12 protein-coding genes and 2 pseudogenes are annotated in these 15,995 nt (G+C 67.0%); 10 read left to right on the forward strand and 4 right to left on the reverse strand.

The features are described from left to right. Positions 1-61 precede the first annotated feature (61 nt). The 3 genes from IEY55_RS23365 to IEY55_RS23375 are packed head-to-tail and all read left to right on the forward strand — an operon-like array spanning position 62 to position 932. The gene (locus tag IEY55_RS23365) at positions 62-433 is read left to right on the forward strand and encodes a hypothetical protein (protein WP_189060682.1); all 372 of its coding nucleotides are present in this window, start codon (positions 62-64) and stop codon (positions 431-433) included. Further along, the gene (locus IEY55_RS23370) at positions 430-666 is read left to right on the forward strand and encodes a hypothetical protein (protein WP_189060683.1); all 237 of its coding nucleotides are present in this window, start codon (positions 430-432) and stop codon (positions 664-666) included. Before IEY55_RS23365 ends, IEY55_RS23370 begins: the two co-directional genes overlap by 4 nt. Then, positions 663-932, forward strand: a complete 270-nt coding sequence (locus IEY55_RS23375) for a hypothetical protein (protein WP_189060684.1) — start codon at positions 663-665, stop codon at positions 930-932. Before IEY55_RS23370 ends, IEY55_RS23375 begins: the two co-directional genes overlap by 4 nt. Here the strand turns inward: IEY55_RS23375 and IEY55_RS32620 are convergent. Then, positions 910-1,440: pseudogene (locus tag IEY55_RS32620) on the reverse strand (acyl-CoA dehydrogenase family protein); the annotation flags it as partial. The gene IEY55_RS23375 and the pseudogene IEY55_RS32620 sit on opposite strands and share 23 nt — an antisense overlap. Positions 1,441-1,720: 280 nt before the next feature. Here IEY55_RS32620 and IEY55_RS23385 point away from each other — a divergent pair. After that, positions 1,721-2,641 carry a hypothetical protein gene (locus IEY55_RS23385; protein ID WP_189060685.1) on the forward strand — a complete coding sequence of 307 codons (921 nt, stop codon included), beginning with the start codon at positions 1,721-1,723 and terminating at the stop codon, positions 2,639-2,641. Positions 2,642-2,756: 115 nt separating this feature from the next. Here the strand turns inward: IEY55_RS23385 and IEY55_RS23390 are convergent, their stop codons facing one another. Beyond that, on the reverse strand, positions 2,757-3,671 hold the full coding sequence (locus tag IEY55_RS23390; RefSeq protein ID WP_189060686.1) for a LysR family transcriptional regulator: 915 nt from the start codon (positions 3,669-3,671) through the stop codon (positions 2,757-2,759). Positions 3,672-4,426: 755 nt separating this feature from the next. Here IEY55_RS23390 and IEY55_RS23395 point away from each other — a divergent pair. The 4 genes from IEY55_RS23395 to IEY55_RS23405 are packed head-to-tail and all read left to right on the forward strand — an operon-like array spanning position 4,427 to position 11,320. Beyond that, entirely contained in the window at positions 4,427-7,522 is a 3,096-nt protein-coding gene (locus IEY55_RS23395) for a lantibiotic dehydratase (protein WP_189060687.1), read from the forward strand. After that, positions 7,519-8,883: a lanthionine synthetase C family protein gene (locus IEY55_RS32195; RefSeq protein ID WP_229686672.1), complete on the forward strand. Its 1,365-nt coding sequence runs from the start codon at positions 7,519-7,521 to the stop codon at positions 8,881-8,883. Before IEY55_RS23395 ends, IEY55_RS32195 begins: the two co-directional genes overlap by 4 nt. Before the next feature lie 10 nt (positions 8,884-8,893). After that, positions 8,894-10,723, forward strand: coding sequence for an ABC transporter ATP-binding protein (locus IEY55_RS23400; RefSeq protein WP_229686673.1), 1,830 nt, complete (start codon positions 8,894-8,896; stop codon positions 10,721-10,723). 18 nt (positions 10,724-10,741) lie between these two features. Further along, positions 10,742-11,320 (forward strand): dienelactone hydrolase family protein, encoded by a 579-nt coding sequence (locus IEY55_RS23405; RefSeq protein WP_189060689.1) that lies wholly within the window; start codon positions 10,742-10,744, stop codon positions 11,318-11,320. Here IEY55_RS23405 and IEY55_RS33085 read toward each other — a convergent pair. Beyond that, positions 11,296-12,273, reverse strand: a pseudogene (locus IEY55_RS33085) (helix-turn-helix domain-containing protein). The gene IEY55_RS23405 and the pseudogene IEY55_RS33085 overlap by 25 nt on opposite strands. A 332-nt stretch (positions 12,274-12,605) precedes the next feature. Between IEY55_RS33085 and IEY55_RS23420 the strand changes: the two are divergent. Together IEY55_RS23420 and IEY55_RS23425 are read left to right on the forward strand one after the other, a co-directional pair. Further along, the gene (locus IEY55_RS23420) at positions 12,606-13,358 is read left to right on the forward strand and encodes an SDR family NAD(P)-dependent oxidoreductase (RefSeq protein ID WP_189060692.1); all 753 of its coding nucleotides are present in this window, start codon (positions 12,606-12,608) and stop codon (positions 13,356-13,358) included. A 60-nt stretch (positions 13,359-13,418) separates the two neighbouring features. Further along, positions 13,419-14,423 carry a phosphotriesterase family protein gene (locus IEY55_RS23425; RefSeq protein WP_189060693.1) on the forward strand — a complete coding sequence of 335 codons (1,005 nt, stop codon included), beginning with the start codon at positions 13,419-13,421 and terminating at the stop codon, positions 14,421-14,423. 405 nt (positions 14,424-14,828) lie between these two features. Here IEY55_RS23425 and IEY55_RS23430 read toward each other — a convergent pair whose 3' ends face one another. Next, entirely contained in the window at positions 14,829-15,980 is a 1,152-nt protein-coding gene (locus tag IEY55_RS23430; protein WP_229686675.1) for a protein-L-isoaspartate O-methyltransferase family protein, read from the reverse strand. Positions 15,981-15,995 lie beyond the last annotated feature (15 nt).

Here is a 15,995-nt window from a genome sequence, read left to right on the forward strand (position 1 = left end):
CACCTCCGATGGTCCCGGCGGCCCGGTTGTCCGGGGCATCGCCCACAGGGAAGTGATCTTGATGTCAGCACTGCACCCGCATCGGGTGAGCTACTACCGCATCCACAAGGGCAAACGCGTCCTGGTCGCGACGGAGGACGTTGACGACTTCGGCTTCTACCTGGGGTGGAACCGGCTCGACCCGGTGGCGCACACGGCCGTGCCGTATGCCGCCGCTCTGCTCGAGGATCACCTGACCCGCCGCACATGGACTCAGCCCGGCTCGGGTGAGCGTTGGTGGGTCACGGTCCACCGCATCCTGCCGGACGGGTCACTGCGCCGGGCCTGTGACGCCGAGGTCTCCGTCACCGTCGACAGCAAGGGGGTCAAGGCGGTGCCGCGTCGTCCCGTTGCCAACCGAGCTTGCCGTTGCGGTCGAAAGGAAGTCGCATGATGATCATCACTCTTGGTATTCCCGCGGTACTGGTGATTTTGGTTGGCGCGATGGCCATGTGTCTCGCTCATCGGTATCCGCCGATTACGGCCGAACCGACCGGAGCGCACGCGGCCGGGGACGACTCGGTCACCGTGAACGAGATCATGGGGCGAATCACCAACGAACGGTTGCGTGCTCGGCGTACGGCGGTCCGGCTGCATTCGTCAACGCGGGTGGGGGCCATCGCATGACCGACGAATACCGGAAACATTTCCGGGCGATGGGTTGGCGGGAGATCCCGCTACCGGCTGGCGCGCACCAGGACTCGATGTGTTTCGCGTGTACCCGCTACAACTGTGGTCACGTACGCGTCATCGACATGATCGTTATCAGCGGTGACTACGCCACTGCCCATCGTGGGGTGCACATCAACAGTATGGATGCACAAATTGCCTGGTGCTATCAGGGCCGCACGAAGAACGCGATCGAGGAGATCACCGCACTGCCGAGGGGGTGAGACGTGCAAGTTGACGTGTGTGGCCGACATGACCAAGGAGGTAGGACGAGGTTGGGGCGCTGACCCAGAACGAAACCGGACCGGAGTTCGGAGCCTGGTTCGTTGGGCTGGACGGCGTGCGGATCGGCAGGTTCGCCACACGCGACGACGCCGACATCAGTGGCGAAAAGATCCTCATGAACGGCGGATCCAGCGACCGATCCACGCCTGTTCGTCCGAGGGCGCTCGTAGAGCTCGCGCAACTCACCGGCGCGTGTTTGTCCAGAATCTTCGCGTCCCGGCTCCATTTCTCCAACAGCTCGTGCTCGGTGTAGCCGAGGGCGCCGCACAGCTCCACGCACTTCAGCGTGACCTCGGTGGCTGTCCGGCCGGCCTTGGCCTTGGACATCGACGCCTGCAGCGAGTTCGGCTTGCTGTTGTCGGCCATCCAGGCCGCCTGCAGCGTCAGCAGGTAGGCCGCCTCGTAGTCGGCCTCGGCTGCCAGGAACGCCGCAGCCGCGGCATGCTGACATCCCGGCAGTGAACCCACGATTACCGGGACGGACTCGCTCCATCTCCTCTGGCGTCACCAGACAACAAGATCACATCCGCGGCCTTGCGCACCCGAGCCGTTGCCCAGGAGTGGCTCACTAATGGCAACTTAAGAAGTTCGCGCTGGAAACATTCGTCTACTTCCTGCAAACCTGTTCGCGGGACCAGGACGCCAGCAACCACGTGGAACTGGGGAAAGAGTTTCGGCCCAGAACCGTCAGTCCCCGGTTCGGTTGCGTTCCGAAGGGATGTGTTCGATGAGAAAGTGCCTCCTGCCGCGGACCCTGACGCGTGCCGGTGCCGTCGGCGCCAGCACTGCGCTGGCGTTCGGGGTCGCGGTGTTGGGTGGTCCGGTACCCGCGACCGCGGTCGCCGCGGAGCAGTCCCGGCCCCCGGCGAAGGTGAACCACCAGGGAATGCCGGGCGACGGGATCGACCAGATGGTGCGTCGCGCGGACGTGAAGAGCAAGTACGGCTACGAGGAGCTGAAGCGGGACGTTCCCGGGATCCAGTACATCTCGGAAACCGGGTGGGACTACGACCCGCAGAACAAGCGTGGCTCGGCGCGGATCATTGATCCCCAGTTCGAGACGGACCGCGAGGGTATGTGGCGGTTCGCGGCGCGGTGCGGAAAGGAGTCGCGCTGCTCCTTCGTGGGGAAGCTGGAGCAGGAGAAGCCGGTGGTGGCGCAGAGCATTCCGCTGACCAATGGCACCCAGAGCCCGGTCACCCGCAGCTACACCATCAACACCAGCGAGGACAGGTCGCGCAGCGAGACCACCGGATGGACGGCGGGCGGCAGCGTGAACATCGGCATCATGCCGAAGGAGGGCGGTGCCAACGGTTCGGTGACCGGGAACTTCTCCTACTCCAAGCAGACCACCGACACCACCAGTTTCGGTAAGTCGACCTCGGAGTCGGCGATGTACCTGGTGCAGCCGGGCAACAAGGGCTGGATCGACGTGCGGGCCAACGCCGACCGTTACATCGGCTGGCTGGTGATGAACTACCCGAACTCGAACAACTCGTACATGATCTTCCCGATCAAGCTGGACATCAAGCGTGCCGGAGCGATGGCGCCGGTCGAGTGGCATGCCAAGGAGGTCAGGGCGGACCCGGCGGACGTGCGGAACGCCCAGCGTTCCGGGGGAGTCGCCCGGTCCACGACGCGAAGCTGACCGTAACCGGGCGGTGGCTCCACAACCCGTGAACCCGCCCGTGACGACCGCGGCTGGTGACGATCGGGTCCGGGCGGTGATCCACCGTCCGGACCCGATCCGTGCGCGTGTCCGCTCAGCGGGCCGCCGTGATGCCGTCGACGGCGGTCACCTCCCGCCTGATCGGCCTGGGCGCGAGTTCGACGAGCGAGGTGGCGGTGAGAACGTTGATGAAGGAAGCCACCTCCTGGCGCCGAACAGCCTGCGAGACGACGAAGAGCTCCCGCACCATCGGCGGATCCACGCGATGGAGCACGAGGTCGGGTGCGAGCCGCGCGAGTGCGTAGGGCACCAGCGCGGCGCCGACCCCGGCGCGGGCCAGATGGATCGCAGCGGTCGCCTGCGGTGCCCTGGCCACGACTCGAGACGTTCCGTTGAGTACCTGGTCCAACAGCCGTCCCAGGGTGTGCCGGGGAGAGACGTAGTGCACCCAGTCCAGGGTGGCCATGCGGTCGATGGTCAGCACGCGGTCCTCGGTCAGCCGGGTGGCGTTCGCGACGACCAACTCCTCCGTGCCGAGGCTGTGTGAGAAGGCCCGGTTGGTGTGGGACGGTCCGATCGCGACCTCGACCTCGCCACAGTCGAGACTGACCAGAAGCTGGTCGTCCTGGACGAATGCCCGCACGATGAGGCGTGCATCGGGTTGCCGCGTCAGCCACTGCCGGAGGTAGGCGGGCAGGTAGCTGTCGATCAGGTAGGACAGGAGGCCGAGGCGGATCGGCGGGGCACCCTCGGCCACTCCGCGGGCGGCCAGCCACGCCTGCCGGGCACTGGCCACGGCCGTGCGGGCGTGTTGGGCGAAGGCCGCGCCGGCTGCGGTCGGGCGAACGCCGTCACGCCCCCGATGGAGGAGTCGTGTCCCCACGCTCCGTTCCAGCGCGTGAATCTGTTGGGACAGTGCGGACTGGGTGATGAAGAGTTGCTCCGCGGCGCGTGAGATCCCCCCTTCGTCCAGTGCGGCCAAGAAATACTCGAGCTGACGGAGGGACACGTTCGGCTCCTGGTTCCAGAAGTCACCACACGGCTCTGACCACGGGATTTCGTCTTCCCAGATAACCCGCCGCCGTGATAATCCATCAAGGCAATGTGTCGTCGATCACGTCATCGGTACATTGTGTTCACCAATTGTCGCCGTCCGTATACCAGGAACGTTGGTTGAACCTGAAAAGAAGATGCGGGGTCGGGATCAGTTCTGCTGATAGTAGGGGAAAACAATATTTATGGGTGCTGTCCAGGATTCTGGTCTACCTTGGGAGATGGTTTTTCGGTCGGCTCCCCGAACCACCTGTAACGGTGGTCGATGAAGACAAGGAAGGTATCAGGATGTCCGAGTTGGACCTTGATGTACGAGTACTGCCGTCGGGGTCGCCCGACCAGGTGGAGCGGGCCGCGTTGACCAACTTCACCTGCAACTACACCTGTGTTGGGTGTACCGCGCGCTGCACCGCCACGTGCGCGACGTGCAATCCGGCCTGTGGGGGTTGATCCGCGGTTCGACGTGGTGAAACAGGTGTGCAGAACCAGCGTCGCACCGAATCGGATGCTGATTTTCGAATTCTGAACTGATCGGCGCGTTCCGGTCGGCCGGGAAAACCCCTGGTTCGTTCTGGTGTTCGAGGACGTGCTGTCCGGTTCATGCAGTGTTGTCGTGGTCGCGGGTGGGTTCGCCGAGCTGTCCCCGCGCCCCCACACACCGCAACCTCACTGGTCGCGCCCGCCGGCTGGCTCTTGACGAGGAGATGTGTCGTGAATGAATGCCGTGCCCGCCGCTGTTCCCGGGTGCTCTTCCGCGGCGGCGACCTCGCACTGCTGCGCGCGCCCGTGCTGCCCGTCGACGGCGCGTCCCGGAACGGTGTGTCGGAAGGCGGCGGCCGGCCCGCGCCGCCAGACCGCGAGCTGGTGCGGGAGGCGCTGGAGGTCGCGAGCCCGGCCGCGGCCGCCCTGCTCGACACCGCCCCCCTGGTGGGCACCCGACAGTCACGCGCTCTCACGCGCTACCTGGTGCGGATGTCCGCCCGCCCGACGCCGTTCGGGCTCTTCGTGGGCGTCGCCCCGGTCTCGTTCGGGGACCGCGCCCACATCAGTCTGGGTAAGGCCCACCGCAAGGTCGTCCGTCCGGACATGGGATGGCTGCGGGGAGTCACGGCGGACCTGGAACGACGTCCTGAGGTGTTGTGCCGGCTCCGGGTCGCGGTCAGCAACCTGTGCTTCCGGCGGGCGGGCCGGCTCGTGCTCCCGTTCCTGTCGGCGACCGAGGATGGTGCTGGGGCCACGGACCAGCGAGACCAGGAGTTGTCGGTCCGGCTCTCCCCGGTTGTCGCCGAGGTGGTGCACGCGGCGGCACGCCCGATCCCGGTGCCAGAACTCAGGGCGAAGATCCGCGAGAGCGTGCCGGCGGCCACCGAACGGGAGATCGACAACTTCCTGGTGTCCCTGGTGGACAAAGGGATCCTAGTGACCGACCTCCATCCGCGGCTGGAGACCGACGATCCGCTGGGACACGTCCTGGATCGGCTGGCCGGAGCCGACGTCCGCGAGGCCGAGGCGCTGCGGGAGGTCCGGTCCGAGATCGAGGCGTACTCGGCGACGGAGGTCGGCGCGGGGCTGCCCGACCACCGGCACCTGACGACCCGGATGACCCGCCTCCGGAAGGCCCCGGACCAGCTTCAGGTGGACCTCGCACTGGACGCTCGGGTGCAGCTCCCCCGAACCGTGGCGCGGGAGGTTGAGCGCGCGGCGACCCTCCTGTGGCGGGTGGCCGGTAAGGAGGAGGCACCGCACCTACGTGACTATCGGGAGGAGTTCCTCGAACGGTATGGCCAGGATCGGCTCGTCCTGGTCCGCGAGCTGCTCGATCCCGACGAGGGGATGGGCCCGCCCGCCACGTACCAGGTGCCGCGCGGTGACCGGTCGGCGGCGGCACCGCGCACGAACCAGTCAGCACGGAACCTCGTGCTGGCCGAGGTCCTCGGTGCCGCGCTCGCCGAACGGCGGCACGAGATCGTCCTCGACGATGCGCTGGTCGATCGGCTGTGCACGACCAGCCACGGCAGGCCGGAGGCGGTGCCCCCGGCCCTGGACGTCCATGCCACGCTCCTGGCGTCCTCGCCACAGGCGTTGGACTCGGGCGACTTCACCCTGCTGTTCAACGTCGCGCCCTGGGGCCGGGTCGCAGGTGCCACGATGGGTCGGTTCGCCCACGTCCTGCCCGAGTCCGAGAACGCGCTCGCCGATCTCGCCGACCGGGTGCGTGACATCCTCCCCGGCGCGGTCGACCTGTCCTGGCGGGTGCGGCGTCCCCGGGAGGAGAACGTCGCGCGGGTCCCGGCACGGCATCGCCGGATGATCGGGGTGGGGACCTTCCCCGCGGACCACGCCCTCGACGTTGACGACCTCCTCGTGGGAGCCGACGGGAGCGGCTTCCACCTCGTCTCCCGATGCTCCGGCCAGGAGCTCACCCCGGTGCTCGGCCACCAGCTCAACTGGGAGTTGGCACCCAACCTCGCCAGGTTCCTCGCCGAGGTGTCCTGGAGCGCGGTGCGTGGCTGGCCGGCCTGGGAGTGGGGGCCGTTGGAGACGTTGCCGTTCCTGCCGCGCGTGCGATACGGCAGGACGGTGCTGGCGCCCGCACGCTGGCATCTCCCCGCGACACTGCGCGACCGCGACGGGCGGAACCGGCAGGACTGGCTCGACGCCTTCGACGCGTGGCGGCGGTGTTGGCGAGTACCCGACCTGGTGGCCGTGGCGCAGGCCGACCAGGTGCTCCCACTTGACCTCACCGTGCCCGCCCAGCGCGACGTGTTGTGGGACGAGGTGGTCCGGCTGCACCGCGACACGCTCCACGAGGTGCCCGGCGGGCTGACCAGAGACGCCCATGGTTGGCTGGGTGGCACCTGCGGGGCACACGTCGGGCAGATCGTCTTCCCGCTGGTCCGCCGCCAGCCAACGAGGTCGGGACGCACGACGGCGCCTGATCGCCCGTCGGCGTCCCGGCCCCACCTCCCCGGTGGGGACTGGATCTACGCCAAGCTCTACTGCTCCGCGGCCCGGCAGACCGAGATCCTGGGACAACAGCTACCCGCACTCCTCGCAGACGTGGACGAGCACGTCGACCGTTGGTTCTTCGTTCGCTACGCGGATCCGGAACCCCATCTGCGGCTGCGATTCCACGGCTCCGCGACCGACCTCAACCGGAAGGTGCTGCCCAGACTCCACGACTGGGCGAGCCAGGTCTGCGCCGCCCGTCTCGCGCGACGCCTGGTACTCGACACCTATCTCCCGGAGACCGAACGTTACGGTGACCCGGCCACCCTCACCCTGGCGGAGCGCGTCTTCCACACCGACAGCGTGGCCGTCGTGCGCCACCTCGAGACGCTGGAGGACGAGAACACCGAGGTGGTCGCGGCGGCGACCTGTCTCCACCTGGTCCGCAACGCACACGGGGATGCGGGGTGGGAGAAGTGGGCTTTGCAAACCTTCCCCCGGTCGGTCGCTGGTCTGGACTGGCGAGAAGTCGCCGACGCGGTGGGCAAATTTGTCGATCCGAGTCGCCCGGGCGAGCCCGGTCCACAGGTCCGCAACGATGACGTGGTTCTCACCGCCTGGCAGCGGCGGGCCGTCGCACTCGAACGGTATGCCGAAGGGCTACGTTCGCTCCCGGACGTGCGTGCCGATCAGAGCCGGTGGAACAACCGGCTGGAGTCCGTCCTTCACATGCACTGCAACCGCATACTGGGTGTGTCGCGCCGACTGGAGACGCGGGCGTACGCCATCGCCAGGAAGATCCTGCATCTTCAGGGCGCTCGTCGTGCCGCTGGGTGCTCGACCACTGTGCCCGCATGAACGCGGAACACCGAATGCGCCACAGGAAGACCGCCGAATCTGTCGCGCTCGAAGTCGCCGATCGGCTCCGCGATCCAGCCGCGGTGGTCGCGACCAGTGTTCGGTCACCCACTGCACCGAGCAGCAACATCACGGCGTCCGCCTGGGACCCGCTCGCACTCGGGAACGGCCATGTTGGCATCTCACTGCTGTTCGCCCACCTCGGCCAGCGACACGGTCGGCCTGATCCCGCGACACACCATCACCTGAGTGCTGCGGTGGTCGAGCTGGAACGGAAGGAACACGGTGGCGGAGGGTCGTTGTTCCGGGGAGCGCCCGCGGTGGCATTCGCCGCCGCAGCCGCCGCTCAGGACCCGGGGCACTACCGGCGACTCCTGTCGACATTGGACGATATGGTCGCGGCACGGGCCAACCAGCTCGTTCGCATCGAAGAAGAGCGAGTGAACCTGGCGAGAGCGGGAACGAGTCCACGCGGCTACGACGCCATCAGTGGGCTTGCCGGGCTCGGACGTTACACCCTCGGCCGCGGTGACTCTCTCCTGAGCTGCACACGTTCGATCCTGCGCTGCCTTGTTCGACTGACCGATCCGGTCACGGTGAAGGGACGGCCCGTCCCAGGCTGGTGGATCGCGGAGAAGCCACCACCCTCGCACGGCACCCCGTTCAACCAGGGATACTTCGACCTCGGGATCGCCCACGGCATCGCCGGACCATTGGCCCTGCTCGCCTTGGCCGCACGACACGGGGTGTCCGTACCCGGGCAGCGGGACGCAATCGAACGGATCGCCCAGTGGTTGCTCGACTGGCAACTGACCGATGACTACGGCCCCTCCTGGCCCACGACCGTCAGTCTGGAGGAGGAGTGCCAGGATCAGCCACCACCCGTGCTTCGAACACGAGGAACAGCGTGGTGTTACGGGGCACCCGGAATTGCTCGAGCACTTCAGGTCGCCGGGCACGTCATGGGGAGACCCGAGTGGGAGCGCAGCGCGGTCGCGGCGACCAATGCGACGCTCTCCCGGGAGCGAGATCGCGCGATGCTCCACGACGCCGGCCTGTGCCACGGCTGGTCAGGACTGCTCCAGTGCGTCATCCGGATCGCGGATCACGCGGACGATCCACTCCTGCGAAGCCGAATTCCCGAACTCGTCGACCACGTCGTCGACCACTTCGACCCCGCGACGGAGTTCGGCTTCCGAGCCTACTCGCCGCTACCGCAGCCGGGGTGGTATCTGGATGACGCAGGCTATCTCGAAGGCGCAGCAGGAATCGCACTGGCCCTGCTCACCGCGGCGGACCTCGATCGGCCTGCCGACTCCAGGAAGGCCATGCCTTGGGATGCGGCCCTCCTCATCACCTAGGGAGAGACCGGTGAAGCGGGACGACATGTCACCACCCGACGATGTCCACACGATCGGCACACTGCGCCGCATCGGCCGGTACGCCCGGCCCATCCGCGGCACGATCCTGCTTTTCGGGACCGTCGTCGTCCTCGACGGCGCCTTCGCGGCCATCAGCCCACTGGTATCGAAATATCTTGTCGACGAAGGCATCCTCAAGGGGGACCTCCAGCTCGTCACCCTGCTCGCGGCGACCATCGCGCTGGCCGGCCTGCTCGACGCCCTGGCCGGCCTGGCCCAGGCCTGGCTGTCGGGCCGGATCGGCGACGGACTGATCTGCCGCATCCGAGTGGAGTTGTTCGAGCACGTCCAGCGGCTCGATCTCGGCTTCTTCACCCGCTCCCGGACGGGGGCGCTCATGGCCAGGGTGAACGGCGACGTGCTCGGGGCCCAGCAGGCGTTCACCGCGATCCTCTCGGGCGTGGTGTCGAACCTGGTGAGCCTGGTCGTGGTGCTGTGCGCGATGTTCTATTTGTCCTGGGTCCTGAGCGCTGTCGCGTTCGTAATCGTCCTTCTGGCCTGGTGGCCCGCCAACCGCATCGGTCGCGTTGTCGAACGACTCACCGCCCGGGAAATGGATCTCAACGCGGAAATTTCCGTGATGACGGCGGAACGATTCACCGTCGGAGGGGCACTGCTCGCCCAGTGCTTCGGACGTCCCCGTGAGGAGGCGGCCACCTTCGAGGGACTCGCCGAACGAACCCGGGATACCGCGATCAGGCGAGCTGTCTACAACCGCGTCTTCTTCGCCATGCTGTCGGCCGCCGCGGCACTGAGCAGCGCCCTCGTCTACGTCGTTGCGGGCGGGAACGTCATGGCGGGGAAGATGAGCGTGGGAACGCTCCTCGCCCTCGTGGCACTGCTCGGCCGGCTCTACGGGCCGCTGAGTGCCCTCTCCACCGTTCGGATGGACGTCGCGACGACCCTGGTGAGTTTCCGGCGAATCTTCGCGGTTCTGGATGTGCCCCCGGCCATTGTCGACCACCGGAGCGCCTCCCTACCGCCGGGAGCGCTGTCCGTCGTCTTCGACGACGTCGGGTTCCGGTATCCCGAGATCGCGCCGAGAACAGGAATCACATCGGTCCTCGACTCAACGGACTGTGCGGACGGGGGTGGGCATGTGCTGCGGCACATCGACTTCGCGGTGGAACCAGGGCGAACTGTCGCGATCGTGGGTCCGTCCGGTTCGGGAAAGAGCACGATCACAAAACTTCTTCTGCGGCTGTACGACCCGACGACCGGGAGCATTCGCGTCGGCGGAGTGCCAACCCGCGACGTGTCTCCGGAGATCCTACGGAAGAGGATCGGCATCGTCAGTCAGGACCCGCATCTCCTTCACGACACCCTCCGTGCGAATCTTCGCTACGCGAAACCGGACGCGACGAACCAGGAGCTAGTCGACGCCCTCAGGGCCGCCGAGGTGTGGCGGACGGTCAACGCGCTTCCCGACGGATTGGATACTGTCGTCGGTGACGGCGGTCACCGACTCTCCGGTGGCGAGCGTCAGCGGGTCGCGATCGCCCGCCTCCTCCTGAAAGCCCCGGACGTCATCGTGCTCGACGAAGCGACCGCGCACCTGGACTCCGAGTCGGAGTACCTCCTGCACCGGAACCTGTCCAGCATTCTCGCCGGCCGAACGGTCCTGATCATTGCCCATCGAATCGCCACAGTCCGGGACGCCGACCAAGTCCTGGTCGTTGACGGTGGGCGCATCGTGCAACGTGGCACGCACGACGAGCTGCTGGATTCGGGCGGACTCTACGCGCGCCTGTGCCGCGAACAGTTGACGCGAACCGCCTAGATGTCGCCGGGAGACGGTATGCGTATTCTTCTGCTCCACTCCGCCTACGGCATCCGACCTGCCGTTGCCGCCACAGCCGACCTGCTCCGGTTGGCGGGATACGTCGTCCACGTCCCCGATCTCTACGAAGGAAAGCCTGTTGCCAGCCCGGAGCACGGCCTGGCGTTGCGGGACGAGATTGGCATGGCTGAGCTGTACCGCCGCGCGGCGAGGGAAGCCGCTGCCACCGGGCCGATCACGGTGTACCTGGGCCTGTCGTTGGGCGCCTGGCTGGGGCAGGAGCTGGCGAACCGGGATCCGTGCGCCGCTGGACTGATCATGTTGCACGGCTTCGGCCCGGCCCCGCGGAGCCCTCGTCCCGGCATGGCGGTCCAGCTTCACCTCGCCGAATGCGATGCTCGGGAGGTGGCGGCGGATCTCAGGGAATGGCAACGTGACATGACCCGCGCCGGCCTGCGGGCCGAGACCTTCCGGTACCCACGAGCGGGACATCTCTATACGGACCACGAACTGGACGACTATGATGCCCCGGCGAGTAGCCTGACCTGGCGGCGAATCAGGTTTCTGCTGTCCTACTTGTGCGCCGCCGCATACTGAGCAGCTTTCCAAGGGTTGTGTCCGTAACCGTCGGGAAGCCACGGTGTGGCGGTGGCCAGCATCTGGTCAGGGGTGCGATGTCGGAAGAACGCGTGGGCTTGGCGGATGCGGTCGGCCATGGTGGCCGGGGTGATGTTGGCGATCCAGTGTGGAGTGCGGCCCAGATGCGTTCGACGGGGTTGTTCTGTGGGCTGTAGCGGACTCGGTGAGCGGCAGCAGGCGGGGGCGGCCAGCCATTCTCGGGTGATGCCGCTGTGGTGGATGGAGTCGTTGTCACAGCGGACCGCGATCCTCGACGCGTCCGGGTAGGCGGCCGGGATCTGGTTCAGGAAGGAACAGAACACCACCGGAAACGCTCTTGACTGGCCGGGTGGTAGCGCCACTCACGGTCCGGTGGCCAGGTTGGTCGCGCCATACAGGGTGCGCCGCAGGTTGCTGCCCGGGGCCGGGGCCACGCCTCGCATCCCCTGGGGGACCCGCCAGGCACTGACCCGGCCAGCAGGTCCAGGTGGGTTTCGTCGTCGGCCACGACCACCGATCCTGCCGGCAGGGCTGCCGCCAGGACGCCTGTTCGCGGGGCCCGTCGGGACATCGCGCGCAGACTGATCGCGCGGCGGCCCAGCGCCCGCCACGGACGGGCTGTCGTCCAGGCTTTGGGGTGGACGGCAGCGCACGGCTCCGCTGGCCCGCTGCGGGCTGCCCAGGCGAGGATATCCTGGCCGGGGCCGGTCCGCGAGCCCGGTGAGGCCCTCGAGGTTCCTACGGCCGATCCAGCGACGCACGGTGTGCGGGTCGTCGTGCAGCAGCCCGGCGACCTGGACCAGGCTCATATCCCGGGCGGACAGCAAGATCATCATGATCCGCACCGTCCGAGGTCACTGGCCGTGCAACGCCTCCAGCACCCGCTGGTACTGGCAGCCGAGACGGTGGCGGACACGTGGACAGGGGCGCATACTGGTGCCGCCCGGTTGGGGAGGCCCATGGGTGTGGGTAAGACCCCACGTGATCACCGACGGGGTTCTCACCCGCGACCTCCCTCACCCTGACGCGTTGCGAGCACAATTTCTGGAAACCTGCTTGGCCACCGCACGACGGGCCGTCACCAGGCCGTGGCGTCGCAGTGTCTGCTGTGGTCATCCCTCAGCCCTGGGCGGAACAGACCCCACTGGTATTCCTGTTCGATCACCGACACGCTCTGATTGGTTTGCGCAAAGTGACTTTGTCGGTTCTCATCAGACTATCCGCAGAAATGCGGTCGATTCGGGCGACGGAAGGAGGCAACACCATGGGTGGACGGGGGGTGCTCATCACTGGTGGCTCGGGTGACATCGGAGCGGCGATCGTGCGACGGTTCGCATCCGACTGTGATCATGTCGCGGTGCACTACGCGTCCGGGCGGGAGCGGGCGGAGGGTGTGGTCGCGTCGCTGCCCGCCGACGGTCATCTTGCGATCCAGGCGGACATCACCCAGCACAACGAGGCTCGGCGTCTCGTCGAGGACGCTGTGGCAGCGCTGGGCCAGTTGGACGTTCTCGTGAATAACGCCGGGATCAGCGAGCCTTTCCACCCCGTGCTCGATTCCTCTTACGAGCAGTGGCAGGAAGGGTGGCGTCGGATCATCCAGCTCAACCTCATCGGTACTACGAACGTCACTTTCTGCGCCGTGCAACACATGCGGGAGCGGGGAGGACGCATCGTCAACGTCGGCTCACGCGGTGCGTTCCGCGGTTCCCCCTACGCACCGGCTTATGCGGCGAGCAAAGCCGGTCTTCACGCCTTCGGGCAGACCCTCGCGCTGACGTTGGCCGGTGTCGGCATCTCGGTCACCACGGTGGCCCCCGGCCCCGTCGAGGGCGGGATGGCAGCGGACTACCTCGCCGGTCCACAGGGGGAAGCGGTCCGGGCAGAGAGCCCCTTCGGCCGGGTGGCGACCCCCGACGAGGTTGCGGACGCCGTGGCCTACCTCGCCTCGCCGGGGGCCGAGTTCGCCAGTGGCACCATCGTGGACCTCAACGGCGCGTCGTATCTGCGTCCCTGACGGCAAGTTGACGCACGCGACAAGTGATCAGCCCGGGAAGGCTTCCAGGGAGGTGAGACGATGGTTCAGGTATCGACCGTTCGCGGGCCGATCGATACGGCCGAACTGGGCCGCACCTACATGCATGAGCACGTGTTCGTGATGACGACCGAGGTCCAGCAAAACTATCCCGAGGAATGGGATGGCGAGGACGAGCGGGTCGCGGACGCCGTGAACAAGCTGAAGGAGCTGGCGGCGCAGGGAGTTCGCACGATCGTCGATCCAACGGTAATCGGACTCGGACGTTACATCCCCCGCATCCAACGCGTCGCCAACCAGGTACCGGAACTGAACATCGTGGTGGCGACTGGGTGCTACACCTACAGTGACGTGCCGTTCTACTTCGTCGGTCGTGGCCCGGGACTGAAGGCACTGGTGGGTGCCGAGGTGCCTGACCCGATGGTCGACATGTTCGTCAGGGACATCGAGGAAGGCATCGCCGACACCGAGGTTCGCGCTGGCGTGCTCAAGTGCGCGATCGACGAGCCGGGACTCACGCCAGGAGTGGAGCGGGTGATGCGCGCCGTAGCCAGGGCACACCACCGGACTGGCATCCCGATCACCGTGCACACCCACCCGGGTAGCGGCTCCGGGCTCGTCGTCAAGCGCGTGATGTGCGACGAGGAGGGGGTCGAGTCGAACCGGATCGTGTTGGGGCACAGCGGGGACACTACGGACGTCGACCACCTCACCGAGCTGGCAGAGGAAGGATTCGTCCTCGGAATGGATCGGTTCGGGGGCTACCTGGGGATCACCTTCGAGGCGAAGGCGAACACCCTTGTCGAGATGTGTCGCCGCGGCTACGCCGGGCAGATGGTCCTCTCCCACGACACCGCTTGTTACATCGACTGGTTCGACCCCGCTTATTTCCGGCTGGCGCCCCAGTGGCACTACCTCCACCTTGGTGAGGAGGTGCTGCCGTTCGTGCGGGAGCGTGGGGTCACTGAGGAGCAGATCACAACCATGCTGGTCGACGTACCGCGCCGATACTTCGAAACCGCGGCAAGCCACTCATCCTCAATTTAGTGACTGCGACCTGAAAAACGGGTTCGTGCGGTGAGTGGTGCCCGATGGTGGTGGTCGTGCCGGATAAGGCGGCCACTGTGAGGTGGTGAGGGATGCGATCTTGGTGTGGTTGTGGGTGAAGACTCCGTAGCCGCACCAGATCTGCGCCCCCGTGCTGCCCATCCAGGCGGGTGCGGTCCCAGCCGTGGCCGCACGAACGGAACGAAGAACACCGGATCGTCCGGTGGCCGGTCCACCCGCTCCAACTCCTCCGGTAGGGCCGACTCCCATCACAGCGACCGTCGCCTGCCATGCGCAGCACGATGGCCTCGATTCCCTTCTAGCCCAAGGTCGAGGCCATCGTCCTACCCCGGTCCAGCCCCGCAGAAAGCCGATCAACGCACCGACTTCTTCAGGTCGAAGTAACTAGCGTGCCAGTACCCAGTTGCTCGGCACGAGAACCGTGCTGTCCTGTGCGAACTGGCACCGCCATTCGTCCAGTTCTGGACGATCGGTGGCGGCCCAGTCCCGCACGAGGCCGAGCGCGTTGTCGAGCAGGTCGCTGTTTCCGGTGATGTAGGTGGCATCCTGGCCCAGGAGTACCGCGCCCCGGTCGTCGGTTAGGCCACAGCCCCAGTGCTCCTGGCCGGTGTGGTCGCGGAGCGCCAGCAAGCGTGCCCGTTGGTCCCGGCAACCGAGGAAGAACCAGAGGTCCGGGTAGCGGGACGGGCTCGCCAGCACCGGCGCATGGCGATCAACAACGCCTCCGGTTCCCTGGACATTGACGAAGTGCAGCGGGTCCGGGCGCGGACACAGTGATCCGCGCGCCCGCATGAAGTCGCACCACAGCACGGCCTCGCCCCGCAGATCCGAGCCGGATCGCAAGCAGCGCATTACAGGGTGGAAACCCGCATGACCGAGCGGGGCCAGGATGATCCCGTCCGACGTCAGCTGTCGAAGCCAGTGGGGTGAGATCCCGTCGATCCCCACCGTGCACACGATGCGGTCGTACGGCCCATGGTCGGGTGCACCCTCGTAGCCGTCCCCGTGCGCGACGATGGCGTTGCTGGTGCCGAGTCGATCGAGCGTCGCCTGGGCGCCGGCTACGACCGATGCGTCGACGTCAACGCTCCGGATCCAACCCTGAGGCCCCACGATCTCTGCCAGCAGGGCGGCGTTGTAGCCGGTTCCAGCACCGATCTCGAGAACCCTCATGCCGGGCGCGAGGCACAGTGCCTCCAGCATGCGCGCGACCACTGACGGCTGGGACGCAGAACTCGCCGGCCAACCGTCCACCCCGAGACGAGTCACCAGCGCCTCATCGGAGTACACCGCCCGCAGCACCTCCGGCGGCACCGGACCTTCCTGGGGCACAACAGTACTCCTGGCACCGGGGGACGATGGTGCGGTGAAGTGGCGGGTGACACAGCGGTGACGCGGAACCCGCAGAAACGCCTTCGCTACCGCTTCGCTTCGGATTGCCCGCGACTCGCGCAGTCTCGCCACCAGACCTGAGATGGCATTCTCTGGCTGATCGTCCCCAGATCCGTGCACAACAGCCCCCTCCGGGCCACTCATGGTGGCGGGGGGGGG

It is taken from the genome of Longimycelium tulufanense (genome assembly GCF_014645795.1).
GTDB lineage: Bacteria > Actinomycetota > Actinomycetes > Mycobacteriales > Pseudonocardiaceae > Longimycelium > Longimycelium tulufanense.

What these genes read in the sequence shown, in the direction of transcription:
- IEY55_RS23425 (WP_189060693.1), top strand. Translation starts at nt 13,419, where the DNA reads ATGGTTCAGGTATCGACCGTTCGCGGGCCGATCGATACGGCCGAACTG.
- IEY55_RS23405 (WP_189060689.1), top strand. Translation starts at nt 10,742, where the DNA reads ATGCGTATTCTTCTGCTCCACTCCGCCTACGGCATCCGACCTGCCGTT.
- IEY55_RS32195 (WP_229686672.1), top strand. Translation starts at nt 7,519, where the DNA reads ATGAACGCGGAACACCGAATGCGCCACAGGAAGACCGCCGAATCTGTC.
- IEY55_RS23430 (WP_229686675.1), bottom strand. Translation starts at nt 15,980, where the DNA reads ATGAGTGGCCCGGAGGGGGCTGTTGTGCACGGATCTGGGGACGATCAG.
- IEY55_RS23365 (WP_189060682.1), top strand. Translation starts at nt 62, where the DNA reads ATGTCAGCACTGCACCCGCATCGGGTGAGCTACTACCGCATCCACAAG.
- IEY55_RS23420 (WP_189060692.1), top strand. Translation starts at nt 12,606, where the DNA reads ATGGGTGGACGGGGGGTGCTCATCACTGGTGGCTCGGGTGACATCGGA.
- IEY55_RS23375 (WP_189060684.1), top strand. Translation starts at nt 663, where the DNA reads ATGACCGACGAATACCGGAAACATTTCCGGGCGATGGGTTGGCGGGAG.
- IEY55_RS23385 (WP_189060685.1), top strand. Translation starts at nt 1,721, where the DNA reads ATGAGAAAGTGCCTCCTGCCGCGGACCCTGACGCGTGCCGGTGCCGTC.
- IEY55_RS23370 (WP_189060683.1), top strand. Translation starts at nt 430, where the DNA reads ATGATGATCATCACTCTTGGTATTCCCGCGGTACTGGTGATTTTGGTT.